This window comes from Allobosea sp. P1_B10, assembly GCF_056406735.1.
This window is the reverse complement of record NZ_JBFTZP010000022.1, coordinates 13,873-37,982: the sequence shown is the minus strand read 5'-3', so window position 1 is coordinate 37,982 and position 24,110 is coordinate 13,873. Positions and strand designations below refer to the sequence as shown.

General features: G+C 67.0%; 22 protein-coding genes and 1 riboswitch. Of the genes, 15 read left to right on the top strand and 7 right to left on the bottom strand.

The annotated features are described in order from the left end of the window. The 3 genes from AC1D2L_RS24875 to AC1D2L_RS24865 form a co-directional block, all read left to right on the top strand. On the top strand, positions 1-307 hold a 307-nt coding region (locus AC1D2L_RS24875; protein WP_476848589.1), incomplete at its 5' end, for a sugar phosphate nucleotidyltransferase. A gap of 288 nt (positions 308-595) precedes the next feature. Beyond that, a complete protein-coding gene (locus tag AC1D2L_RS24870) occupies positions 596-1,972 on the top strand; it encodes a glycosyltransferase family 4 protein (protein ID WP_476848588.1) in 1,377 nt (458 codons plus the stop codon). Between the two features lie 70 nt (positions 1,973-2,042). Next, positions 2,043-2,972 carry a glycosyltransferase gene (locus AC1D2L_RS24865; protein WP_476848587.1) on the top strand — a complete coding sequence of 310 codons (930 nt, stop codon included), beginning with the start codon at positions 2,043-2,045 and terminating at the stop codon, positions 2,970-2,972. On the opposite strand, the gene AC1D2L_RS24860 is transcribed toward AC1D2L_RS24865, so the two are convergent. After that, complete coding sequence (locus tag AC1D2L_RS24860; protein ID WP_476848586.1) at positions 2,961-3,842, bottom strand: rhamnan synthesis F family protein; 882 nt, start codon at positions 3,840-3,842, stop codon at positions 2,961-2,963. The two genes, AC1D2L_RS24865 and AC1D2L_RS24860, sit on opposite strands and share 12 nt — an antisense overlap. Positions 3,843-4,155: 313 nt before the next feature. On the opposite strand from AC1D2L_RS24860, the gene gmd reads away from it, so the two are divergent. Further along, positions 4,156-5,133: a GDP-mannose 4,6-dehydratase gene (gene gmd, locus AC1D2L_RS24855; RefSeq protein ID WP_476848585.1), complete on the top strand. Its 978-nt coding sequence runs from the start codon at positions 4,156-4,158 to the stop codon at positions 5,131-5,133. 211 nt (positions 5,134-5,344) lie between these two features. Here the strand turns inward: gmd and AC1D2L_RS24850 are convergent, their stop codons facing one another. Continuing rightward, positions 5,345-6,034: a GntR family transcriptional regulator gene (locus tag AC1D2L_RS24850; protein ID WP_476848584.1), complete on the bottom strand. Its 690-nt coding sequence runs from the start codon at positions 6,032-6,034 to the stop codon at positions 5,345-5,347. A 255-nt stretch (positions 6,035-6,289) separates the two neighbouring features. Between AC1D2L_RS24850 and AC1D2L_RS24845 the strand changes: the two genes are divergently transcribed. The 7 genes from AC1D2L_RS24845 (at position 6,290) to AC1D2L_RS24815 (ending at position 13,733) form a co-directional block, all read left to right on the top strand. After that, positions 6,290-7,822 (top strand): ABC transporter substrate-binding protein, encoded by a 1,533-nt coding sequence (locus tag AC1D2L_RS24845; RefSeq protein WP_476848583.1) that lies wholly within the window; start codon positions 6,290-6,292, stop codon positions 7,820-7,822. Beyond that, positions 7,819-8,775 carry an ABC transporter permease gene (locus tag AC1D2L_RS24840; RefSeq protein ID WP_476848582.1) on the top strand — a complete coding sequence of 319 codons (957 nt, stop codon included), beginning with the start codon at positions 7,819-7,821 and terminating at the stop codon, positions 8,773-8,775. Before AC1D2L_RS24845 ends, AC1D2L_RS24840 begins: the two co-directional genes overlap by 4 nt. Beyond that, positions 8,772-9,575 carry an ABC transporter permease gene (locus tag AC1D2L_RS24835; RefSeq protein WP_476848581.1) on the top strand — a complete coding sequence of 268 codons (804 nt, stop codon included), beginning with the start codon at positions 8,772-8,774 and terminating at the stop codon, positions 9,573-9,575. Before AC1D2L_RS24840 ends, AC1D2L_RS24835 begins: the two co-directional genes overlap by 4 nt. A 101-nt stretch (positions 9,576-9,676) precedes the next feature. Continuing rightward, complete coding sequence (locus AC1D2L_RS24830) at positions 9,677-10,504, top strand: creatininase family protein (protein WP_476848580.1); 828 nt, start codon at positions 9,677-9,679, stop codon at positions 10,502-10,504. Positions 10,505-10,740: 236 nt separating this feature from the next. Next, on the top strand, positions 10,741-12,342 hold the full coding sequence (gene ggt / locus AC1D2L_RS24825; protein ID WP_476848590.1) for a gamma-glutamyltransferase: 1,602 nt from the start codon (positions 10,741-10,743) through the stop codon (positions 12,340-12,342). Between the two features lie 47 nt (positions 12,343-12,389). Beyond that, positions 12,390-13,355, top strand: coding sequence for a 2-hydroxyacid dehydrogenase (locus tag AC1D2L_RS24820; RefSeq protein ID WP_476848579.1), 966 nt, complete (start codon positions 12,390-12,392; stop codon positions 13,353-13,355). Between the two features lie 177 nt (positions 13,356-13,532). Beyond that, the gene (locus AC1D2L_RS24815) at positions 13,533-13,733 is read left to right on the top strand and encodes a hypothetical protein (RefSeq protein ID WP_476848578.1); all 201 of its coding nucleotides are present in this window, start codon (positions 13,533-13,535) and stop codon (positions 13,731-13,733) included. A 177-nt stretch (positions 13,734-13,910) separates the two neighbouring features. On the opposite strand, the gene AC1D2L_RS24810 is transcribed toward AC1D2L_RS24815, so the two are convergent. Together AC1D2L_RS24810 and AC1D2L_RS24805 are read right to left on the bottom strand one after the other, a co-directional pair. Further along, a complete protein-coding gene (locus AC1D2L_RS24810; RefSeq protein WP_476848577.1) occupies positions 13,911-14,918 on the bottom strand; it encodes a KpsF/GutQ family sugar-phosphate isomerase in 1,008 nt (335 codons plus the stop codon). Positions 14,919-15,001: 83 nt separating this feature from the next. Beyond that, positions 15,002-16,933, bottom strand: a complete 1,932-nt coding sequence (locus tag AC1D2L_RS24805) for a TonB-dependent receptor plug domain-containing protein (protein ID WP_476848576.1) — start codon at positions 16,931-16,933, stop codon at positions 15,002-15,004. Positions 16,934-17,057: 124 nt separating this feature from the next. Next, positions 17,058-17,259, bottom strand: a riboswitch (cobalamin riboswitch). A 254-nt stretch (positions 17,260-17,513) separates the two neighbouring features. Between AC1D2L_RS24805 and AC1D2L_RS24800 the strand changes: the two genes are divergently transcribed. After that, positions 17,514-18,236, top strand: a complete 723-nt coding sequence (locus AC1D2L_RS24800) for an invasion associated locus B family protein (RefSeq protein ID WP_476848575.1) — start codon at positions 17,514-17,516, stop codon at positions 18,234-18,236. Between the two features lie 129 nt (positions 18,237-18,365). Here AC1D2L_RS24800 and AC1D2L_RS24795 read toward each other — a convergent pair whose 3' ends face one another. Then, positions 18,366-18,893, bottom strand: coding sequence for a D-glycero-alpha-D-manno-heptose-1,7-bisphosphate 7-phosphatase (locus tag AC1D2L_RS24795; protein WP_476848574.1), 528 nt, complete (start codon positions 18,891-18,893; stop codon positions 18,366-18,368). A 5-nt stretch (positions 18,894-18,898) separates the two neighbouring features. Further along, positions 18,899-19,519, bottom strand: a complete 621-nt coding sequence (locus tag AC1D2L_RS24790; RefSeq protein ID WP_476848573.1) for a TetR/AcrR family transcriptional regulator — start codon at positions 19,517-19,519, stop codon at positions 18,899-18,901. A gap of 199 nt (positions 19,520-19,718) precedes the next feature. Here AC1D2L_RS24790 and AC1D2L_RS24785 point away from each other — a divergent pair, with 199 nt between their 5' ends. Genes AC1D2L_RS24785 through AC1D2L_RS24775 form a run of 3 tightly spaced genes read left to right on the top strand, consistent with a single transcriptional unit; the run spans position 19,719 to position 22,990 of the window. After that, positions 19,719-20,177, top strand: a complete 459-nt coding sequence (locus tag AC1D2L_RS24785; RefSeq protein ID WP_476848572.1) for a (2Fe-2S)-binding protein — start codon at positions 19,719-19,721, stop codon at positions 20,175-20,177. A gap of 3 nt (positions 20,178-20,180) precedes the next feature. Continuing rightward, positions 20,181-22,361, top strand: a complete 2,181-nt coding sequence (locus tag AC1D2L_RS24780) for a xanthine dehydrogenase family protein molybdopterin-binding subunit (RefSeq protein WP_476848571.1) — start codon at positions 20,181-20,183, stop codon at positions 22,359-22,361. Beyond that, the gene (locus tag AC1D2L_RS24775; RefSeq protein ID WP_476848570.1) at positions 22,361-22,990 is read left to right on the top strand and encodes an Isoquinoline 1-oxidoreductase subunit; all 630 of its coding nucleotides are present in this window, start codon (positions 22,361-22,363) and stop codon (positions 22,988-22,990) included. The genes AC1D2L_RS24780 and AC1D2L_RS24775 overlap by 1 nt, the downstream gene beginning before the upstream one ends. Before the next feature lie 55 nt (positions 22,991-23,045). Here the strand turns inward: AC1D2L_RS24775 and AC1D2L_RS24770 are convergent, their stop codons facing one another. Continuing rightward, positions 23,046-24,110, bottom strand: coding sequence for an ABC transporter ATP-binding protein (locus AC1D2L_RS24770; RefSeq protein ID WP_476848569.1), 1,065 nt, complete (start codon positions 24,108-24,110; stop codon positions 23,046-23,048).

Here is a 24,110-nt window from a genome sequence, read left to right as displayed (position 1 = left end):
GTTGGAGATCACCGACGTCAACCGGATCTATCTCGAGCGCGGGCAGCTCTCGGTCGAGACCATGGGCCGCGGCTTCGCCTGGCTCGACACCGGCACACCCGACAGCCTTCTCGAGGCCGGCGAGTTCGTGCGCACGCTCGAGAGCCGCCAGGGCCTGCGCATCGCCTGCCCCGAGGAGATCGCCTGCCGCCAGGGTTGGATCTCGGCGCAGCAGCTGGAGACCCTCGGGCAACGGCTCGCCAAGGGCGACTACGGCCGCTACGTGCTCGGCGTGGCAAGGGAGATCGGGCGCTCACGTACCGCCTGACCCGTCGCCAAACCCCGATGCCTCGTGCGCTGCTTGAAAGCTCGCATTTGACGAATTGCAGATTTTAGGCCCATTGGGCCGCAAGCTTGCATTCGCAATCGCCGGTCGCGCCATCGCGCCGCTCGCTGGTTCAAAGCAGGATCGTGCCTCGGCGTTCGCGCAAGCCTCGATTTTGGCCTCGTTTGTGCCATTGTCGCTATCGAATGCTGGGATGCTTTTGTAACGTTGCCGTGCAGATCGAATCGCCACGATCCCGGCAGGCAGACGATATCCGGGTTGGAGATTGGAATGGTCGGGGACAGCACCGCTATGACCTGGTGGCGCCGGAACCGAGATCGCGCGACCCAGTTCTGCGGTGACTTCCTGGATATCAGCCGGCACGAGGGGGTCGCCACCGCGTCCCGGGTCCTGGGGCATCGCCTGCTGCGCTTTGCCAGGTACAAGCTGCTCGGAGGCGGTTTGCAGGGCACCTCGCTGCCGCATGCCGCCGGCCACGCGCCGCCGCTCGACGATGCCGAGCTTGCCGCCTTGCCTCTCAAACCGGGCGTGCTCTTCGTCGGCTATGTCGAGGCCAGCCTGGGGCTCGGCGAGTCCCTGCGCGGGTTGATCGACTCGACCGCGATGACCGATGTGCCGTTCGCGATCTACCCGTTCAACGTGAACGTCGAATCGCGGGTCACCGGGCCGTTCCGCGAAGCCGATTACGACACCGGCAGCCCGTACGCGATCAACGTCATCGAGACCGCCACCGACCAGGTGCCGGTGGTCTTCAAGTCGCTCGGCGACTGGCGCACGCAGCGCAGCTACAATATCCTGCGGACCTATTGGGAGCTGCCCTCCGCTCCGACGGAATGGGCGCCGCTGCTGGCGCGCGTCGACGAGATCTGGGCACCGAACGGGTTTGTCGCCGACGCGTTGCGCCCCATCTTCGCAGGCCCGATCACGATCATCCCGCCTTGCGTCGAGGTCGACGAGGAGCCGGCTTTCGGCCGCTCGCATTTCGGCATGCGCGACGGCATCTTCTATTTCCTGTTTTCCTTCGATTATTTCTCGTTTCCCGCGCGCAAGAACCCGATCGGCGTGGTCCGGGCCTTCCAGGCGGCCTTCCCCGATCCCAGCGAACGCGTCGCGCTGATCATCAAGTCGACGGGTTCGCAGGACAGCTTCCCCGAGATCAAGGCCGTGATCGCGTCGGCCGCGAAACAGGATCCCCGGATCACGGTGATCGACGGCACGTTGACGCGCCCCGAAATCATGTCGCTGATCGCCGGCAGCGACAGCTATATCTCGCTGCATCGCTCGGAAGGCTTCGGGCTCGGGATGGTCGAGACCATGGCCTATGGCAAACCGGTGATCGGCACGGATTTCTCCGGCAGCACCGATTTCCTCTCGGAGCGGACGGGCTATCCTGTCCCGTGCGAGATCCGGCCGGTGCGTCGCGGCGAGTATGTCTATTTCGACGGCCAGGTCTGGGCCGAGCCCGATGTCGACGCGGCTGCGGCCGCGATGCGAGAGGTTTTTTCAGGCACGCAGCAGACGCATATCCGGGCGGCCGCCGGCCAGGCCTTCGTGCGCGAGCGTTACGGCCGCGAGGGTGTCGCGCGCAAGGTCGCCGAGCGCATCGGCGAGATCATGAGCCAGAGCGACGTCGTCGCGGACGCCTGACACGCAAGGCTCCGGGCTCGCCGCCCCTCGAAGGTTTCCGCAGGTCCCACCAATGCAAGGCAGCGAACACATGGCCGGAAATCGGCTCGATCTGGCTGCCGCGACCGTGCTCTACCGGCCCGACGCGGAGGTTCTCGACGCTCTCCTCGCCCCGCTGGTCGAGGCGCAGCTGAGGATCATCATCTTCATCAACGGCCCTGTGAGCGAGGCGATCGAACAGCGCCTGGCGGGCCGCCTCAACCTTCGGCTGATCCGCTCCAACGAGAACATCGGGCTGGGCGCCGGGCTTAACGCCGTGGTCGCGGCGGCCGAGGGCGAGGGTTTTGGCCATATCGCGCTGTTCGACCAGGATTCGACACCCGATGCCGCCCTGCTGCCGCGACTGCTGGCTGCATTCGATGCGGTCGCGAAACAGTCCTCGATCCCGCCGGCCGTGCTCGGCCCCGTGCTGGTGGCGCCCGAGAACGAGGCCTTCCTGCCGCCCTGGTATTCGCGGCGCCCCACGGCCCTGGCGACAGGGGTCACCGCCGTCGACTTCCTGCCGACCTCCGGCACGCTGGTCTCGATTGCCGCCTGGCGCGCGATCGGGCCGTTCCGCGCCGATTACTTCATCGACGGCATCGACGTGGAGTGGTGTTTCCGGGCCTGGGCTAAAGGCTTTTCATGCGGGCTCGCCGAAGAATTACGCATGGTGCATCGCTGGGGCTATGTCGCGGAGGCCGGCAAGCGCCGCCCGCAAATCCTGCGACAATCGGACCTGCGAACCTATTTTTACCTGCGCAATGCCGTCGAGGGGCTGCGCCTGCCGCACCTGCCGCTGCGCTGGAGAGGCCGCGTCGCGCTGAGGCTTGCGTTGCAGGCAGGTCTGCTTCTCGTCGACCGGCGCTTCGGCCGATCTACGCGGCGGCTCGTCTCGCGGGCAATCTGCGATGGCTGGGCAGGCCGCCTCGGGCCCGCCCCTGCAGCGATCACTGCACCGCCGGCGCGATCAGCCGAGTAGCCGGCCCTTCATGTCGCGGACCTGAAAGCCGCGCGACCAGCCGGCAATGGTGAAGCAGCGCTCGAGCGCGTGATGCAGCGTGCCGTCGACCTGGCCGGCCTCGACCTCGAAGTCCTTGATGTCGAGATCGAGTTCGCGTAGCGCCGCGAGCGCCTTCGGCCGGAACCAGAACATCGAGCCCTCGAAGAAACCGAGCCGGGTTGCCACATCCGAGGCGCCCATGCATCTTGCGATAGCCTCGACGCGCGTCCTGTTGGCCATCCAGTAGGGCGGCGCCTCGCGCCAGCAGGCATCCCAGCCGACCATGCCGGTAGCAGGATCCTCGAAGGCCGCGAGCGCCTCGAGCGTCGCCCGGCGCTCGCCGCACAGCGCCAGGAAGAGCAGCTTTCGCCGGACCTCACCGTCGAGCAGATGCGGGCTGCGCTTGGTATGAAGCTTCAGGACAGCGTCGAAGCCGTCGAGCACGCCCGTGTCGAGCAATGCGACGAACGGGCCGATGTCGCGGCCGCGATTGGCGCAAGGATGAATCGTGACGCCCTCGATGCCGCTCACCTGCGCAATAGCGGCCTCGGCCTTGTCGACCGGGACTGTTAGATGAACCGGCACGTCATAGGGAAGCACGGCGCGGCAGGCCAGGATCTCGGGGATCAGGTCGAGATAATAGGCATGTGCGGTGATCGCGACTTTTATCGACGGTACCCGTACTGGCGCACGGAGGCGCGCAACCCCCGCGCGCAGACGCTGGGCCGCATCCGACACGATGACCGGGCCGATCGTGATCGCCGCGACCTTCTGATAAACGTGGCGGGCAAAGGCTTTTGAGCGAAACCCGAGCCGGACGATCGAGATGAGCCGGTCGCGCAGCGCCATCAAGCGGTCCCCATCGGCGCAATGCCGGGCGCCACGGCGCGCAGGTCGGCCTTGAAGGTCACGGATTCAGCGTCAGCCATGGCTCATCATTCCACGATTTCCCGTCTCTCGTCACGACATGCACGGCAAGGCGCGCCTCTATCCCGGCCCAAGCCGATTGACAATCCGCCCGGCAGCGCCGCAAGCGATGGCGGTTGCGCCAGTTTGGGGCGTCCTGTATGCCCTTGCCGACGGATGCGAGACCTTCTTGCTCGCTTGAGAGCTCGAACAAGGATCAGACCGTCTTCCCGATAGCAAAAAAAATGGGTGCTGCTTGCCAAAGGCTTTAATCACGGGCGTTACCGGCCAGGACGGAGCGTATCTGTCCCAGCTTCTTCTCGCGAAGGGATATGAAGTCTACGGGCTCATGCGTCGCTCGAGCACCGCCGACGTCAACGATGTCAGGCTGAAATGGCTCGGCATCGACCGCGAGGTCAGGCTCATCGACGGCAACATGACCGATCTCTCGGCGCTGATCCGCTCGGTGCGCGAGATCAAGCCCGACGAGGTCTACAACCTCGCTGCCCAGTCTTTCGTCAAATCTTCCTGGCACCAGCCGATCCTGACGGGCAACGTCACCGGCATGGGCGTGACCAACATGCTCGAGGCCTGCAGGCTCGAAGCCCCCGGCGCCCGCTTCTACCAGGCCTCGTCCTCGGAGATGTACGGACTGATCCAGGAGCCGATGCAGAGCGAGACGACGCCGTTCTATCCACGCTCGCCCTACGCCGCCGCCAAGCTCTACGGCCACTGGATGACGGTGAACTATCGCGAGAGCTACGGCATGCACGCCTCGAGCGGCATCCTGTTCAACCATGAATCGCCACTGCGCGGCATCGAGTTCGTGACCCGCAAGGTCACCGATGCGGTCGCCCGCATCAAGCTCGGCCTCGCCAAGGAACTGCGGCTGGGCAACATCGACGCCAAGCGCGACTGGGGACATTCTCGCGACTATGTCCGGGCGATGTGGCTGATGCTGCAGGAAGAGATCCCCGACGATTACGTCATCGCCACGGGCCGTACCGTGACCGTGCGCGACATGTGCAAGATCGCTTTCGAGCATGTCGGCTTGAAGATCGACGATTATCTGGTGATCGACCCCGAGTTGTTCCGTCCGGCGGAAGTCGACGTCCTGCTCGGCAATCCCGCCAAGGCCAAGGCCAAGTTCGGCTGGGAGGCGACGATCACGCTCGAGGAGATGATCGTCGAGATGGTCGATGCCGATCTCGAGCGCCTGCACCCGCGCGCCTGATCACAGGGCAGCGCAAGCCTCGCGCTGCCACAAAAAATCAAGCATCGACCTGACTGCGCCGGTCCCCACAGACCGGCGCACGTACCGACGACACGGTGTCGCTGGCGCCGTCACGCTCCCCGCCGGCGAACGGCACGGCACGGCACACGATCTCGCAGACACTGTTCGCCACATTGCAAGGCTATGCGGGAGCCGCGTGATAGGGCCCCGGCTAGAACAGGTCGTCGGGCGTGTCGGTGAGGGCAAAGCCCGGCAGCCTCGACACGACATTGATCACGAGCCGCAGATGCTGCTCGATCACGCCCTGCGCCTGGGCCTCGTCGCCCGCCTGAAGCGCGGCGAGCAAGGCGCGATGCTCCTGCTGTATGCGCGTCACGCGGTTGGGATCAGCCCCCAGCGCCGTCATGGCGACGCGCTGCTGGCGCGAACCGAGCGACTGGTAGAGCTCTGATAGAATCTCGTTTCCGAGCGCCGAAACCAGCGTGAAGTGAAAGCGCCGGTCGAGCTCGACATGGCCGAAATGATCGTCGGGGGCGAGTTCGTCAATGCGATCCAGAATGCTCGCCATCTTGGCCGGGACCGGCAGCCGGCGCTGGCAGATGCGCGCGATGGCGTAGCCCTCGATGACCCGCCTGGTCTCGTAGAGATTGGCGAGTTCATGGGCAGTGACCTGGCGGACCAGCGCGCCCCGGCGCGGCAGCAGATCAATGAAACGCTCGGCCTCGAGCCGGTGGAAAGCCTCGCGCACCGGCGTGCGCGACACGCCCATGGCCGTGGAGATCTGCTCTTCCTCGACGAAGGATCCGCCCGGGAAGCGCCCGCGCAAGATCCCCTCCCGGACATAGGAGTAGACCCGTTCGCGGGCCGGCTCGGCACTCGTCGACCTGACCTCCGAGGTCATCGTGAACCCGTCTCCATGGCCTGCCGCTAGGTCGGCTGAGGCGTAGACATCAATACATGCACTACGTATACATGACGCATCATGGAATTGCACGGACCTCCTGGCTGATCAAATTTGGCTTGCCTCCCCGGCAGCCATGCGCAGGATATTTCGGCCCGGAACTGCCGGTGCGGTGCTCATGATGGCGCTTTTCTTGCTCGGTCCTGCATGGCCCGGCAGGATCATGCTCCGCGGGCGAACGCAAAGGATCAGCCGATGACGATCTCACGCCGCACCATCCTCAGCGCCGGGCTTGCCGCCCCAGTGCTGGCCGCGCCCTTCCTGTCACGGCCGGCCTCCGCGCAGCGCGCGAACGGCATCATCCGCTACGGCCTGTCGGCCTTCCCGCCCAATCTCCAGCCCTGGGTCTCGACAGGCGTCTCGGCGGGAACGGTCAAGATGCTGACGCATCGCAGCCTCGTCTCCTACAATCCCAAGGGCGAGTTGCGGGGCGAACTGGCAGAGTCGTGGACGATCGACAAGGATGGCGCCTGGATCTTCAAGCTGCGCCAGGGCTGCGTCTTCCACAATGGCGAGCCGGTCACCGCCGACGACGTGAAATGGTCGATCGAGCAGATCGCCAACGAAAAGTCCGCTGCCTATATGCGAGCCCAGTTCCAAGGCGTCGAGCGCATCGAGATCGTCGATCCCGCCACCATCCGGCTGTTCACCAAAGAGCCGCAGGCGACGCTGCCGAGCTGGTTTGCCAACTACAACACCTTCATCGTCTGGCGGAAGTCGGCCCCAAACGAGCCGATCGGCGCCGGACCGTTCCGGCTGGTCGGCCAGGAGCGTGGCACCTCGCTCGAGCTCGCTGCGTTCGACAGGTTCTACAAGCCCGGTTTCCCAAAGCTGAAGGGCATCAAGTTCATCGTCTATGCCGACGAGAACCTGCGAAACGCCGCCCTGATGTCGGGCGATGTCGACATGATCGAATATGTGCCGTGGCAGTCGATGTCGGCGGTCGAGGCCGATCCGCGGCTGAAGCTCGATTCAGTCGAGGGGCCGTTCATGGACGTGCTGTTCAACGGCACCAAGCCGCCCTTCAACGACCCGCGCGTGCGCCGCGCCGTCGCCCATGCGGTCAGGCGCGAGGATATCGTCAAGGCCGCCTTCTTCGGGCGGGGCAAGCCGCTCGAAGGCCTGCCTATCATCGAGGGCACGCCCTGGTACGACAAGGAACTCGCCCATGGCTGGAACTATGATCCCGCCCGCTCCAAGGCGCTGCTGAGCGAGGCCGGCTATGCCAACGGCTTCCAGACCACGCTGCTGTCGACGGCGCAGTTCGGCATGCACAAGGACACCGCCGAGGTCGTCCAGCAGCATCTCGCCGCCGTGGGCATCCAGTGCGAGCTGCAGCTGCCGGACTGGTCGACCCGCGTCAGCCGGGGCTCGCGCGGGCAATACGACATGGCGATCCATGGCGTGTCCTCCGACAATAACGACCCCGACGGCCTGACCGTGGTGCTCGACACCTCGCTCTCCCCGGCACATGGCCGCTCGTTCAAGGTCGATGCGCCGCGCACCATCGCGGCGCTGGCCAAGGGGCGCGGCGAATTCGACCAGGCCAAGCGCGTCGAGATCTACAAGGACATGCAGCGGGCGGCGCTCGAGGAGGTGCCCCTCGTCGGCCTGGCCTGGCGCTCGCAAGGGTTCGGCATGGACAAGAGCGTGAAGGGCTTCGCCAACCTGCCCGGTGCGCTCACCACCTCGTCGGGAGCCATGCTCGAAGAGACCTATTTCGGATGACCGGCGCCTGGCTCGCCCGCCGCATCCTGACCTCGCTCTTCCTGGCGTGGGTCGTCGCCACGATCGTCTTCATGGCTCTGCACATGGTGCCGGGAGATCCAGCCGAACTCCTGCTCTCGACAGGCGGCATCACGCCGGACCCCGCGGCGATCGCCGAACTCCGGGACAAGCTCGGCCTGGATCGACCGATCCTGGCGCAATATGGCAGCTTCCTGTTCGGACTTCTCAGGGGCGATCTCGGCACCTCGCTCGTCGACGACTATCCCGTGATCAGTGAGATCGCGCTGCGGCTGCCGCGAACGCTCGAGATTATCCTGGGCGGGACGCTGGTCGCGATCGTGATCGGGGTGCCTGCCGGGGTCAGTGCCGCGATCGGCCGGGGCGGGCGCTTCGACAAAATTGCGTCGGGCGTGACCGCGCTGCTGCTGGCGATCCCCGTCTTCGTCGTCGGCACGCTTCTGGTCCTGCTGTTCGCGCAGACGCTTCGGCTGATGCCGGCGGGAGGCTTCGTCGCGCTGTCGCAGGACCCCTGGCAGCATTTCAAGCTGCTGACCCTGCCCTCGCTGGCGATCGGGCTCGGGCTCGGCGCGGTGCTGTTCCGGATGACCCGGGCCGCGATGCTCGACGCGCTCGCCAACGACTATGTCCGCACCGCCCGCGCCAAGGGGCTCGGCCCCCGCCGCGTGCTGTTCGTGCATGTGCTGCGAAACGCCCTCAACCCGGTGATCACCGTGCTCGGCCTCCACATGGGCACGCTGCTCGGCGGCACCGTGCTGGTCGAATACGTCTTTAACTGGCCGGGCCTGTCGACACCGCTGCTGCGAGCCGTCGAGGCACGGGACTACCCGATGGTCGTCGGCATCATCCTGACCATCTCGGTGCTGTTCCTGCTGATCAATCTCATCGTCGAGATGGTCCACGCCATGATCGACCCACGGGTGCACGCGGCATGAAGCGGCTCTGGTTCCCCGGCGCCTTCGTCGCGCTCATCATCCTGGTCGCGCTGGCGGCACCGCTGCTGGGCCTGCCCGATCCCGTCCGTCAGGACATCGCCCAGCGGCTCGCCGGCCCCACCGTGAACTCCTTGCTCGGCCGCGACGAGTTCGGCCGCGATGTGCTCTCGCGCCTGATCTGGGGCGCGCGAACCAGCCTGGGCGTCGCCTTCTCCGCCGCGCTGATGGCCGGCATCGTCGGCACCACGCTCGGGCTCATCGGCGGCTGGGGCAGCGGCGTCTACTCGTTCCTCACCGTGCGCAGCATCGAGATCATCATGTGCTTCCCGCCCGTGCTGCTGGCGCTGCTGGTGGTGACGCTGCTGGGCCCCGGCGCCGCGACCCTAGTCCTAGTGCTCTCCGTGCTCTACCTGCCGGGCTTCGCGCGCGTGACCTATACCGAGGTTCTGGCGATGCGCGGGCGCGAATATGTGGAGGCGACGCGCGCGCTCGGTGCAAGGCCGGCGCGCATCCTGTTCATCACCGTGCTGCCCAATATCGCGGGGCCGCTGCTGGTCCAGCTCTCGTTGACGGTCGCCGCTGCCGTGGTGATCGAGAGCGGCCTGTCCTTCCTCGGGCTCGGCGTCGTGCCGCCCGCCCCCTCCTGGGGGCTGATGATCCGCGGCGCGCGCGCCACCATGGAGCAGGCGCCGCTGCTGCTGCTCTGGCCCTGCGCCGCGCTGACCCTGACGATCCTGGCGATGAACCTGCTCTGCGACGCGTTGCGCGATGCAGTCGACCCCCGCACATCGGGGCGTTGAGATGACGGTTCCGGCGTGCTCCATGGGATCGCCGGCACTGCAGCGGGCCCGCATTCGACGCGGCTCGTGACTTCCCACCGACTGAAACGAGGATACGCAAGATGGCAGGCAAGACCGACCCACTCGTCCATATGGGGACGATCTCCGGCGGCGAGGCGCGCGAGATCCTCGATGCCAACCCGGTCATCCTGCTGCCGATGGGCAGCCATGAGGACCAGGGACCGCATGCGCCGATGGGCGACTATCTGCTGGCCGAGAAGATCGCCGAGCTGACCGCGATCCGGGCCTCCAAGGCTGGCACGCGCACGCTCGTGGCACCGGTTCTGCCCTTCGGCGGGGCCGACTGGTTTGGCTCGATGAAAGGCGGCATCGCGCTGTCGCAAGCGACCTTGACCACCGTCATCGCCGAGATCGTCGACGGCCTTCATCGCAACGGGCTGACCCGGCTGATCGTGCTGAATGGCCATGGCGGCAATGTCGGGCCGATCGCGGAGGTCGCGCGCGAGCTTTATCTGCGCGAGCAGATCGTGCTGCCGAGCCTCTATCTCTGGCGCATCGGCTATGGGCTGCTGCCAGGTATCCTCGGCGGCGCCGACAAGGCCGCCGCAGTCGCCGGCCATGGCGCGGATCCGCTCACCTCGATCGGCCTGCATCTCTTCCCCGAGCTCATCCGCAAGGATCTGGTCCCGGACGCCAAGCCGCTGAGGCGCGACCCCATCCTCGACCTGCCGTTCACAGGGCTCGGCACGGCCAGCTTCGATGGCCACGAGATCGCGATGCCCAATGAATATGACGAGATCTACAATCTCGGCGTCGCCAAGGGCGATCCGCGCCTGTGCTCGGCCGAGACCGGCGTCGCGCTGACCGAAAAGCTGACCGACATCTGCGCCCGCTTCGTCACGCATTTCGCCGCCAAGGTCCCAGCCTGAGCCGGACGGCCCGGCGAAGCACGCGCTTCGCCGGCGCCCCATAGATTGTTATGACGCGATGGCTCCCGCGCCATCGCCCGCGCCGCCTGTGAGCGCGCCAGGAGACCGCTATGCCTGACTACCGTATCGAGCCCATGCCGCTGCAGCGCCCGGCCGCGCTCGTCGAGACGCTCCCCCCCGCCGCGCGCGTCGCCGACTTCACCTGCGAGAAGCGGCCTGCCGCAGGCTCGCGTGGCATGGTCGTCACCAACCATCCGCTCGCCTCGGCGGCCGGGTCGCAGATCCTGCTCGCCGGCGGCAATGCCATCGACGCGGCCATCGCCTCGCTGTTTGCGCTGACCGTGGTCGAGCCGATGATGGTCGGCATCCTCGGCGGCGGCGTCGCCCATATCCGCCTTGCCGACGGGCGCCATGTCATCCTCGACGGTCTCTCGACCGCGCCGCTCAAGGCGACGGCGGAGATGTATGATTGCCTGTCCGACGAGATCGGCAAGCAGCGTGACGTGCGCGACCGCCAAAACCTGATCGGGCCCAAGGCTGTAGCAGTCCCCGGAGCGCTCGCGGGCTGGTGCGAGGCTCTGGCGCGCTTCGGTACGCTGCCTTTGGCCGAGGTGCTCCAGCCTGCGATCGGGCTGGCCGAACGCGGATTCATCGCCAGCCCCTATCTCAGCGACTGCATCGCCGACACTGCGGCCGACCTGGCCCGCGACCCCGGCCTCGCGTCCCTGTTCCTGCCCAGCGGCAAGCCGCTCGCAGCCGGCGCCCGGCTGGTGCAGAGCGACTACGCCGCGAGCTTGCGACTGATCGCGAAGGACGGACCGGGAGCGCTCTATGACGGCCCGCTCGGCGCCGCGTTGACGGGGTTCATGGCCGCCAATGGCGGGCTGATCTCGCAGGCCGATCTCTCCGCCTACAAGGTCGCGACCCGCGAGCCGGTGCGTGGCAGCTATCGCGGCTTCGAAATCCTGGGACCGCCACCGCCCTCGTCCTCGGGCGTGCACATCGTCCAGATGCTCAACATGCTCGAGGGTTTTGACATTCGCCGGCTCGGATTCGGCTCGGCGGACGCGATTCATCTCCTGGCCGAGGCGCTCAAGATCGCCTTCGCCGACCGCGCGGTCGCGACCGCCGACCCGGCCTTCATCAAGGTTCCGGTCGAGCGCCTGATCGACAAGGCCTATGCCGACGAGCGGCGCGCCTTGATCGAGATGGGGGCCGCGAAAAGCTGGTCGGCTGGATTGTCAGGCGGTGAATCCGCCGACACCACCCATGTCACGGTGGCCGATGCGATGGGCAATGTCGTCAGCACCACGCAGACGATCAATGGCGTCTTCGGGGCCTGCACGCAGATCCCCGGCACCGGCATGCTGACCAACAACTACATGTTCAACTTCGACCCGCATCCCGGTCGCGCACTTTCGATCGCACCCGGCAAGCGCGTCTTCACCTCGATGGCGCCGATGATGGCGCTCAAGGACGGGCGGCTCGCCTTCGCGCTCGGCCTGCCTGGCGCGCTGCGCATCTTCCCCTCCGCCCTGCAGGCGATCGTCAACCTGATCGACCATGGCATGAGCCTGCAGGAAGCCGTCGAGGCGCCGCGGGTCTGGACCGAGGGCGGCGTGCTGGAAATCGAGGCCGCGATCCCCGAGACGGTCGTAGCCGAACTCGTCGCGCGCGGCCACAGGGTCGTGCGCTCGCCACGCATCGCGGGCGGCATGAACGCGATCTCCGTCGACCCCGACGGCACGCTGAGCGGGGCGGCCTGCTGGCGGGCCGACGGCACGCCTGTTGCCATCTCCGGCGGACTTGCCCGCGCCGGCGTGCGCTTCACCATCTGAGCCCGCGAAACCGGCTCTCCCAGACCATCCTGCCTCGGATCCAGATCATGACTGAAACCATCGTCGTCCTCGACCTCATGGCGCCCGAGCGCGCCGACAAGCTGCGCGCGCTGCTGCCGCCGGGATTTGTGCTGACCCATGGCACGGCGCGCGGCGACGACCACATGAAGCAGATCATAGCTGGCGCCGACTTCGCGATCTCCGGCCAGGTCGGCGTGTCAGGCGATGTCCTGCGTGCCGCCGGCAAACTGAAGCTGCTCCATAAATGGGGCGTCGGCGTCGACAATCTCGACGTCGGTACGGCGCGCGAACTCGGCATCAAAGTGGCGCGCACCACCGGCAGCAACGCCGTGCCGGTCGCGGAATTCGCGCTCGGCCTGATGCTCTCGACGCTGCGCTACATCGCATTCGGCCATGCCGAGCTGAAGAAGGGCGACTGGCGCGGAGGCCGCCTGCCGGGCGAGACGTTCCAGCTCTCGGGCAAGACCGTCGGCATCGTCGGCTTCGGCGCGATCGGCCAGAACGTGGCGAAGCTGCTCAAGGGCTTCGGCTGCACCGTGCTCTACAACAAGCGCCAGCCGCTGTCGGACGAGCAGGAACAGGCGCTGGGCGTGCGCCATGCCTCGATGGCCGAGATCCTGGCGCAGGCCGACGTCGTCTCGCTGCATTGCCCGCTGACGACCGAGACCGCCAACCTGATCGACGGGAAGGCATTCGCGGCGATGAAGAAGACCGCGGTGCTGATCAATGTCGCGCGTGGCGGGGTGGTCGCGGAGGCCGACCTGATCGACGCGCTGCGGGCAGGCGAGATCGCGGGCGCGGCCATGGACGTCTTCGAGACCGAACCGCTGCCGCCCGATTCGCCGCTGCTGGCGCTCGACAACCTCGTGGTGACGCCGCATCTGGCCGCGATCGCTTCGGACAATTTCGCGCCGACGGTGCTGCGCATGTTCGACAACATCGCGCGCGTCTCGCGCGGGGAACCGGTGCGAGAGGGCGATCTGGTGGCCTGAACGACCACCCCGCAGCGGCGAGCGGGCCAGGATGGCTCGGAACGGGACAGTTCCGAACCATCCGCCGCACCGAGTTAACGGTTCGATGACCCTATTCACCGATAGTTGCCTCATCTGATTCGAGTGGCTTGTCAGTTGGTTGACAGCCGGTTCGCGTGGCTTGGGGTAGCGATGGGCATGGTGTTGCAGTTTCCGGTGGCGGTTCGCCGTGGCCCGGAACAGGATGACGAGATCGATCTCCTGACCGCAGTCGACGTCGCCCTGCGCGACCTCTCCGACATTATCCGCCACATCGCGGCGCCGGCCGCCCGCGAGCAGGCCGAAGCCTGCCGCGAGATGCTGCAATCGGCCTTCGACAGCGCGCTCGCGGAAGGATGAGCGCGCCGCGCTCGCACTACGACATCAGGCAGACGAGGCTGGCGCACGCTTCCTCATCCGGACAAGCCGCGTAGCGGCGCAGCTCCGGAATCCATCATAGGGCTCGGCGGTGCCTTGCGATGTTTTCCGGGACGAAGCTTCGCCTCGCCGCAGATGACGAGTAAGAGGCGCGACCTCTTACGACAGGCCGGCCTGCAGCAGGTTCTGGAGATGGACGATGCCGACCGCCGATCCGTTCTCGACTGCGATCAGCACCGAGATCCGGCGCTCGCTCATCTCCTTCAGCGCGGCGCTTGCCAGCGTCGAGGGCGCCGTGACGCGCGGCGTCGGCGTCATGATTTCGGTCACGGGCCGCGCCATCAGTTCCGGGCCCATATGGCGACGCAGATCGCCGTCCGTGACGATGCCGGCAAGTTTCTGATCGGCATCGACCACGACCGCGCAGCCCAGCCGCCCCTTCGACATCACCAGCAGGACCTCGGCCATCGAGGTCGGGGGCTGGACCAGCGGCAACTCGGGCGCCTTGATCATAACGTCGCGCACCGTCAGCAGGCGCGCACCGAGCTTTCCGCCCGGATGGAACTGGCGGAAATGCGCCGGGGTGAAGCCGCGCCGCTCGAGCAGCGCCATCGCCAGCGCGTCGCCGAGCGCAAGCTGCAGCATGGTGGAGGTCGTGGGCGCCAGTCCATGCGGGCAGGCTTCCTCGATCTTGGGCAGGATCAGCGCGGCGTCTGCCGCCTTTCCGAGCGAGCTCGTGGCGCCCGAGGTGATCGCGACCAGCGCCACGCCGTGTCGGCGCGAATAGTCGATGATGTCGCGCAATTCCCCGGTCTCGCCTGACCAGGACAGGGCCAGGATGACGTCGCCGGGCGTGATCATGCCGAGATCGCCATGGCTGGCCTCGGCGGGATGGACAAAGCTCGCGGGCGTGCCCGTGGAGGCCAGGGTCGCGGCGATCTTGCGCCCGATATGGCCGCTCTTGCCCATGCCCGTGACGATGACGCGGCCCGACGCCTGGACGATGCTTTCGACCGCGCGCTCGAAGGCCTGGCCCAGCGGTCCGCCCTGCAGGGTCTCGCGCATCCGCGCGAGGCCCCTGATCTCGATGTCGACGGTGCGCAGGGCCGTGGCGAGAACCTCGCCGGCGGGCGCTGGCGTGGCGTGAAAGGCTTCGATGGCTGACATGGGCGTCCCTGGTGCTATGCAGCAATCATAGTCCCGCGACGCCCCATCGCCAAATTTCGGCCGCGCGTGAAATTGGCGCGGCCTTACAGTTGCGCCCTCAGGCCGGCATAGGCGCTCAGGCCCGGGACGAGATAGCCGACGGGGTTTTCGAAGCGCTTGTCGAAGAGATTATCGACGTGCCCGAAGGCGGTGAGTTTTTCGCTGAGCTTGTATTCAGCCGCGATATTCACGATCGCGGCGCCCGGCGCCCGCATCCGCGCGACCGAGAAGTCCCGGCTGGCGTCGATGCGTTCACCGAGATAGAGCAGCGTCGCCGACAGCGTCAGCTTCTCGACCGGCAGCCAGGTCGCGGTCAGGCTGGCCTTGTGGCGAGGCCGGCGCAGCAGCTCCTGATGCGCGATCTCGTCCCTGGCGATGGTGAAGGTGTAGTCGCCGCGGACCTTGAACCGGGGGGACAGTTCCACCGCCGCGAAGGCTTCGACGCCCTTGGTCATCGCCTTGCCGACATTGGCGTAGGAGTTCCCGGCGGCGTTGACGTTGATCAGGTTCTCGATGTCGTTGTGAAAATAGGTCGCGCCGAAACGGACCCGATCATTCAAGAGCGGCTGTTCGAAGCCGACATCCCAGCCGCGATTTTCCTCGGGCTTGAGGTCGGGGTTGCCGAAGAAGTCGAAGGCCGGACGAGAATCGCTGAAGCGCTGGCTCAGAGTCGGCGCCTTGAAGCCGGTGCCGTAGCTCGCCTTCAGCTTGGTCTCGGTCCCCGGCACGATATAGGCCGGGGCGACGCGGTAGGTGGTGTGCCCACCGAACTCCTGGTCGTTGTCGTAGCGGATGTTCGACACCAGGAAGAGCCGGTCGCTGAAATTCGACTGCAGTTCGAGGAAAGCGCCGGTGTTACCGTTCGAGGCCGTGAGCGCGTCCGACCGCAGGCGCTCGGTCTCGTGCTGCACACCCATGACCAGCAGATGGCTCTCGGTGAGCTTGAGATCGCCGCGCCAGTCGAATTTGGTACGCTCGCCCAGGTTGCGGGAGGGGAAGCCGAGCAGGCCGGCGGCGTCGGGTGCGCGGCTCGAACGGTCCTGATTGGTGTAGCCGATGCCGAAGCGGTTGACGAAGCGACCGCCGAGCGGGTCCCAGACCAACTCGCCACGCGTAAAAGCCTGCTTGTAGTTATCGCTGGATCGGAAGCCGTCGGGCAGGCTCGGCCAGCCGGAATCGCTCGTGGAGAGCAGGTAACCGTCGCTGTAGCGACCCACCCAGTTGAGGCTCACCGTGTCGGTGAGCGCAAAGCCCAGCCGGGCCGAATAGCTCCAGTTGTCGTAGCTGTTGGCGTTGCGGCGGCGGCCGGCCGGGACGAGATCGCGCGGGGTCACCGGTGTCGCCTCGGATTTGAAATGGGCGATGCCGAAGGCGTAGTTGAGGCGATCGTCGCCGCCGCTGAGGCCCACGGCCTGGTTGAATGTGCCGTAGGAACCGGCTTCGACGGAGGCCGTCATTTTCGGCGGGCCTTCGCCTCGCTTGCTGGTCAGCGAGATCACGCCGCCCATCGCATCGGCGCCGTAAAGCCCGCTCTGGGGGCCGCGCAGAACCTCGATGCGCTCGATGTCGTTGGTCAGCATCGAGCCGAAATCGAAAGCGCGGTTCGGCGAGGCGGGATCGTTCACCTCGATTCCGTCGACGAGCACCTTGACGTGGTTGGAGCTGGTGCCGCGCATGAAGACCGAGGTCTGGCCACCGGGGCCGCCATTCTGGACGATGTTGAGGCCAGGCACGGTCGCCAGCGCGTCGGGCACCGTGCGGCGCTGCTGGATCTCGAGATCCCGGGCGGTGATCACGGTGACCGAGCTGGCGATCTCGCGGGCCGGCGTCGGCGTGCCGGTGGCGCTGACCACGAGCTCATCGAGCCTGATCGGCTCGGACTGCGCCAGGGCGGCAACGGGCGACAGCGCCGTGCCGGCCGCCAGAACGGACAGGAGAAGCGGGATATGACCGCGCGCGGCGCTGAGAGGGATCACGGTTTGGACCTCGGGCAGTAACGTTGTGGCACGTCACCGCGAACGAGATGTCCCTGACCTCAACCCCGCGAGAGGTCCTGCTCAGGACAACCACCCATCGGCACACCCCGGCCCATGTCTTCGCGTGTGACCACGACTGACGGCAGGTCTCCTGGCTCGCGGGTCAGTGCCGTGTCACCGCCTTCCCAGGTCCGAGGTCCCAGTGGCCTATCGTGACAAGACTCGCCGCTTACAGTTGCGGGGGCAGCCGCAGCGTAGAATGGAAAAACCATCCGTACTGCGTTCCCTTTTGATCCCGTGAGGGAACCGTCGCCCTCACGCCTAGGGCGGAAACCCGGTGGGGTCAATTGCCGCCACATGGCCACGGCAGGCACGCGCCGCCGCGGTCTCGGCGACGACCAGATTGGAATCCGTTTAAATCATTGAGTTTGCGCGGCAATCCGGCTTGATTTATCGATGCGCCGAAACGCCGTGAACGCGCGGCCGGTGCCGCCAGGCGAGAGCCGCTTCCAGGTGGGAACGGCAGCGTCAGGAACCGGGATGCGCTGGCCACGCCCGCATCCGCCATGAGAAGAGAGCCATGATCCGTACCCTTCGCCGCCTTCCCCTCGCTTTCGCCATGGCGCTCTGCTGTGGCCTCGCCCTGTCGAGCCCGGTGCGGGCCCAGGCCGAGGACGCCACGGAACAGGCCGACGAAGCCCCCGCCGCCAAGCCAGACACGGTGCGCCGCGCACCGGCAAAGCCTGCGCCCCGCCCTGCCGCGAAGCCGCCGGCGCGCCCCGCGCCCATCGCCCAGGCTCCACAGGCCCCCGGAGCGGTCACCGCCGGCCAGCCCGCCCCCTCGACCGCCAGCCTGCCCAATGGCGCCAGCGCCATCACCGAGAACTTCGGTGACTGGACCGTCGAGTGCCGGATCACGGATGGCCGCAAGCTCTGCGCGCTGGCGCAGTCGCAGGGCAACACCCAGACCAACCAGCGCGTCTTCGCCATCGAACTGCGCCCGCCGCAGGATGGCCGCACCGAAGGCACGATCCTGATGCCCTTCGGGATGAAGCTCGACAATGGCGCCGTGCTCCGGCTCGACGACAAGGACCTCGGCCAGGGCCTGCGCTTCTCGACCTGCTATCCGCAGGGTTGCCTGCTGCCGATCTCGTTCCCGACGGTCGCGACCGATGCGATGAAGACGGGCAAGACGCTGACCGCGGCGGCGCTCAACCTCTCCAATGGCGACCCGATCGCCTTCAACATCTCCCTGAACGGCTTTGCCGCAGCGCTCGCCCGCATCAGCCAGCTCGGCAACTAGCGCTCTTTTTAGAGGCGCCAATCGTCATTGCGAGCGAAGCGAAGCAATCCCGGTCGATCTGTCGCTGCTGGATTGCTTCGCTTCGCTCGCAATGACGGACCGGCCAGAAACGACGCCGAGCGCCGGTGCTCAGGCCAGGAGACGTGCAACGAAATCGGCGAGATTGCCGCCCGTGAAAAGGTGGCCGGGGAGTCCCGCCGCTTCCGCCGCGGCCAGATCGCTCGGTTTGTCGCCGATGACGAAGGAGCCGGACGGCTCGACCGGCCAGCACGCCATCAGATCGAGGATCATGCCCGGGCGCGGCTTGCGCCAGTCGCTGTCGCGGCGATACGCGGGGACGACGCCATCGGGATGATCGGGAGAGAAGCGGAAATCGTCGATCCGCGCGCCCGCTGCAGCCGCCTGCGCGCGCATCACCTCGTGCAGGACGACGACGGCGGCCTCGTCGAAATAGCCCCGCGCCACGCCCGACTGGTTAGTGATCACGAAACACAGATAGCCGCTGCGGTTGACCAGGGCGATCGCGTCGAGCGCGCCCTCGGTCCAGCGGAGATCGGCCGGCCTGTGGAGATAGCCGATATCGACGTTGAGCACGCCGTCGCGATCGAAGAACACAGCGGGACGGTGCGTGGCGGTCTCGCCGGAACGGGGGATCATGGACATCACGCCGTGATTGCGGCCGCAAACACCGAAGCGATCCCATCGAGCCGGCGGGCATAGTCGTCGCCGCTTGGCGCGACACCGGACTTGGCGCCGGTCGCCGCGAAGGCCAGGCCCGCGATCCAGCCATCGGCATCGACCGACGCCCGGGCCAGCGTGATCTCGCCCTGCGCCTGCGCCTCCGAAAGCAGCCGGCTCGCGAATTCGGCGAATGTCCGCTCGAAGGCCTGAAGCTCGCGCGCCGCCACCGTCGCCATCACGGCCTTGAGCTCGACGAGATGCTCGCCTGTGCCGAAACTCGCATAAGCCTGGCCGAAATGGGCCTTGAGCAGGGCCGGCAGCCGCTCCGCGAACGGCGCGCGCATCGCCATGACCTCACGGCAACGTGCTTCGACGCGGCGGCCGAGCAGGTCCAGCATGGCCCGGAATACGTCGTCCTTGCCCTTGAAGTGGAGGTAAAGGGTCGCCTTGGCGAGCCCTGCCTCCCTGGCGATGTCGTCCATCGAGCTGCGCTTGTAGCCATAGCGGGCGAACAACCGCAGCGCCGCATCGGCGATCTGGTCGACGCGGGCATTTGCGTCATCGGGAGGAGGAGCGCTGGAACTTCCGCTGGCGTCAGTCATTGGCACTTTGGCAGTCTTGACAAAATCCAAACTACGCGCGACCATCCTAGATATACTCAAATCGTCTATTTAGTCCAGCCGCGCGACCCAGGGCTACGGATCCATCGCCCGCCATCTGATATGTCAGATCGGGCCTTCGAGGGCGAGCCTCGATCCGCACCACGGTTGCGCGCTGGTCATGCCAGCATCGGAGGCAATCATGGTCGCTCTGAAGGTCAACGGGACGACGCATAACGTCGATGTCGATGACGATACGCCTTTGCTCTGGGCCCTCCGCGACAACCTCGCCCTCACCGGTACCAAGTTCGGTTGCGGGATCGCGCAATGCGGTGCCTGCACGGTCTTCGTCGACGGCCAGGCGCTGCGCTCCTGCGTGACGCCGGTTTCGGCGATCGGCACCAGCGAAATCACCACCATCGAGGGGCTCTCCGGCAAGGAAGCCGACGCGGTTCAGGCCGCCTGGACCGCCCGCGACGTGCCGCAATGCGGCTATTGCCAGTCCGGTCAGGTGATGAGCGCGATCGCGCTGCTCAAGGAAAACCGCAAGCCCAGCGATCGCGACATCGATCTCGCGATGAACGGCAACATCTGCCGCTGCGCGACCTATGTCCGCATCCGTGCCGCCATCCATGACGCCGCCCGCGCGCTGGAGATCTGACCCATGACCGCACATGATCCCAACCTCTCCCGTCGCGCGCTGCTGAAGGGCGCGAGCGCCCTGGTCATCGGCTTCAGCCTGCCTCTCAACGCCCGCGCGCAATCGGGCGCCGCAGCCGGCTTCCGGCCCGGCGGCAATGCCGCCTTCGCGCCCAACGCCTTCATCCGCGTCGCGGCCGACGACACCGTGACCGTGATCGTCAAGCATATCGAGTTCGGCCAGGGCCCGTTCACCGGTCTGGCCACCCTGGCAGCCGAGGAGATGGACGCCGCCTGGAGCCAGATGCGGGCCGAGCACGCACCGGCCGACGTCACGCTCTACGCCAATCTCGCGCTCGGCGTTCAAGGCACCGGCGGCTCGACCGCCATCGCCAACAGCTGGGACCAGATGCGCAAGGCCGGCGCCGCCGCGCGCGCCATGCTCGTCCAGGCGGCAGCCGAGGCCTGGAAGGTCCCGGCCGGCGAGATCAAGGTCGAGGCGGGCGTGATCAGCCACGCCTCCGGCAAGAGCGGCCGCTTTGGCGAATTCGCCGAGGCCGCCGCGAAGCTCGCCGTTCCCGAGAACCCGCCGTTGAAGGCGGCGTCGGACTACCGCCTGATCGGCAAGGAGGGCGCTGTGAAGCGCCTCGACAGCGCCGACAAGGTCCGCGGCAAGGCGCAGTTCACCATCGATATCCATGCGCCCAACATGCTGACGGTCGTCGTGGCGCGCTCGCCACGCTTCGGTGGCAAGGTCGCGAGCTTCGATGCCGCGGAAGCGCTCAAGGTCAGGGGCGTCGTCGACGTCAAGCAGATCGGCTCCGGGGTCGCGGTCTATGCCAACGGCATGTGGCCGGCGCTGAAGGGCCGCGAGGCGCTCAAGGTCACATGGGACGACAGCGAAGCCGAGAAGCGCGGCAGCGCCGAGCTGATCGCCGAATATCGCCGGCTTGCCCGCCAGCCGGGCACGGTCGCGGGCAGTCATGGCGACGCCGAGGCGGCGCTTGGCAAGGCCGAGCGCGTGATCGAGGCCGAGTTCGTCTTTCCCTATCTGGCGCATGCGCCGATGGAGCCGCTCGACGGCTATCTCGAATGGGACGGCGAAAAGGCCCATGCCCGCTTCGGCAGCCAGTTCCAGACCACCGAGCACCAGACCATCGCGGGGATCCTGGGCCTCGCCCCCGAGAAGGTGCATCTCGAGACCATGCTCGCCGGCGGCAGCTTCGGCCGGCGCGCGCAGGTCAGCCAGCATCTCGCCGCCGAGCTGGCCATGGCCGCGAAGGCCATCGGCCCCAACCGGCCGGTCAAGGTGGTCTGGACCCGCGAGGACGATCTCGCGGGCGGCAATTACCGCCCGCTCTTCGTGCACCGACTTCGGGGCGCGGTGAAGGACGGCAAGATCACTGCCTGGTCGAACACCGTGGTCGGCCAGTCCTTCTTCCTCGGAACGCCCTTCGAATCCTTCGTCGTGAAGAACGGCATCGATGCGACCTCGGTCGAGGGCGCCAACGAGATCTTCTACGAGGTGCCCGATTTCCGCTGCGAGGTGCATAATCCCAAGGTCGGCGTGCCTACATTGTGGTGGCGTTCGGTGGGCCATACCCATACCGGCTATGCGGTCGAGTGCTTTGTCGACGAACTGCTCCAGGCGGCAGGCCAGGACCCGCTGCAGGGCCGCCTTGCGCTGATGGGTGACAAGCACCCGCGCGCCGCGGGCGTGCTCAAGGCCGTCGGCGAGCTCGCCAACTGGAAGGGTTCGGCGCCGGTCGATGGGCGGGCGCGGGGGATCGCGGTGGTCGAGAGCTTCAACTCCTTCGTCGCCCAGATCGCCGAAGTCTCGATCGGTCCTGACGGTGAGCCCAAGATCCACAAGGTCTGGTGCGCGGTGGATTGCGGCGTCGCGGTCAATCCCGACGTGATCCGCGCACAGATGGAGGGCGGCATCGGCTTCGGGCTTGGGCATGCGCTCTATAGCGAGATCACGCTCGACCAGGGCCGTCCGGTGCAGACCAACTTCCACGAGTACCGTTCGCTGCGGATCCAGGAAATGCCCGAGGTCGAGGTCACGATCATCGCCTCGACCGAGAAGCCGACCGGCGTGGGCGAGCCCGGCGTGCCCCCCATCGGCCCGGCCGTCGCCAATGCGCTGGCGGCCCTCGGACATGGCCGGCCCCGCCAGCTGCCGATGCAGGGAGGCACCGTCTGATGAGCAGGACCCTCGTTCTCGCAGCCGCTGCGGCATTCACCGTCAGCGTCGCTGGCAGTGCGCTCACTTGGGCACAGACGGCAAGCCCGTCAGCGCCGGGCGGCTCCAGCCTGCGTCCCGCCGCCAGCTTCGCCTCGATCGCCAACCCGCGCGACCGCTCGGTCGCGCTGTTCAACGAGATGGGAAAGGTGCTGACGCATCCGCGCTGCATGAACTGCCATCCCGCGACCGAGCGGCCACGGCAGGGCGACCTGCGCAAGCTCCACGAGCCGCTCGTGGTGCGCGGCAAGGACGGACACGGCGCGCCGGGCCTGCATTGCGCGACCTGTCATGGCAAGGAGAACTACGATCCCGCCCGCGTGCCCGGCGATGGCCACTGGGCCCTGGCCCCGGCCTCGATGGCCTGGGAGGGCAAGGGCCTGGCGCAAATCTGCGAACAGCTGAAAGACCAGAACCGCAACGGCAGCCGCGATGTCGCCGCGCTGATCAAGCACGTCACGACCGACACGCTGGTTCTGTGGGGTTGGAAGCCCGGCAAGGGTCGCGAGCCCGCCCCCGGCTCGGCTGCAGAATTCGGCGCGCTGATGCAGGCTTGGGGCGATAGCGGCGCTGCCTGCCCGGCGTCCTAGGGGCTCAGACAGCCGCTGGACGACCTTGCCGGCGGCGGGCACGGCACGTGCCGCGTCAGAGTGCAAACAGGCGGACGCGTTCGACGATCGGCAGCAGGCCGACCTGTTCGCCGGGCGCGAGGCGACGGCTGGCTTCCGGCGTCGCTGCACAGGTCACGACCGTTCCGTCCGCCAGGCGCGTGTGAACATAGACCGTCGCACCCTGGTAGGAGACCGCGTCGACCTGCGCCTTCAGCGCACCCGCAGCGCCAGGATCGACCAGTTGGATCGCCTCGGGACGCAGCAGCACGGTCGCCTTGCTTCCGGGCGTCAGGGCAGCCTTGCCCTGAAGCACCTGCACGGACACGCCGGCATCCAGCATGATCGAGAGCGTCTGGCCCTCGCTGCCGACGATACGACCGGGCAGGAAATTCGCACGGCCGATGAACTCCGCGACGAAGCGGTTGGCGGGGTTCTCGTAGATCTCGCTGGCGCTGCCGATCTGCTGGAGTTCGCCGTCCTTCATCACCGCGATGGTATCGGCGATGCTCATCGCCTCGCTTTGATCATGGGTCACGAAGATCGAGGTCAGGCCGGAATCACGCTGCAGGCGCGACAATTCGAGGCCGGTGCCCTCGCGCAGCTTGGCGTCGAGATTCGAGAAGGGCTCGTCGAGCAGCAGGATCGACGGGTTGATCACCAAAGCGCGCGCCACAGCGACGCGCTGCTGCTGGCCGCCCGAGAGTTGGCGCGGCAGGCGATCGGCGAGCCCCGAGAGCTTGAGCTTGTCGAGCATGGCGGTGACGCGCTGCTCGCGCTCCGCCCGGGCGACGCCCCGCCGGCGCAGGCCGAAGGCGACGTTCTCGGCCGCACTGAGATGCGGGAACAGCGCATAGCTCTGGAAGACGAGGCCGGTGTCGCGCTTATGCGCCGGCAACCGCGTGATCTCGCGCTCGCCGACATGAATCGAGCCCGCCGTCGGCTCGATGAAGCCGGCGACCATCCGCAGGGTCGTGGTCTTGCCGCAACCCGATGGGCCCAGCAGTGCCAGCATCTTGCCCTGCGGAATCGTCACGCTGAGGCCGGCGACGGCGACGGCGCTGCCATAGGTCTTGCGCAGCTGTCGAAGCGCGATGTCCAT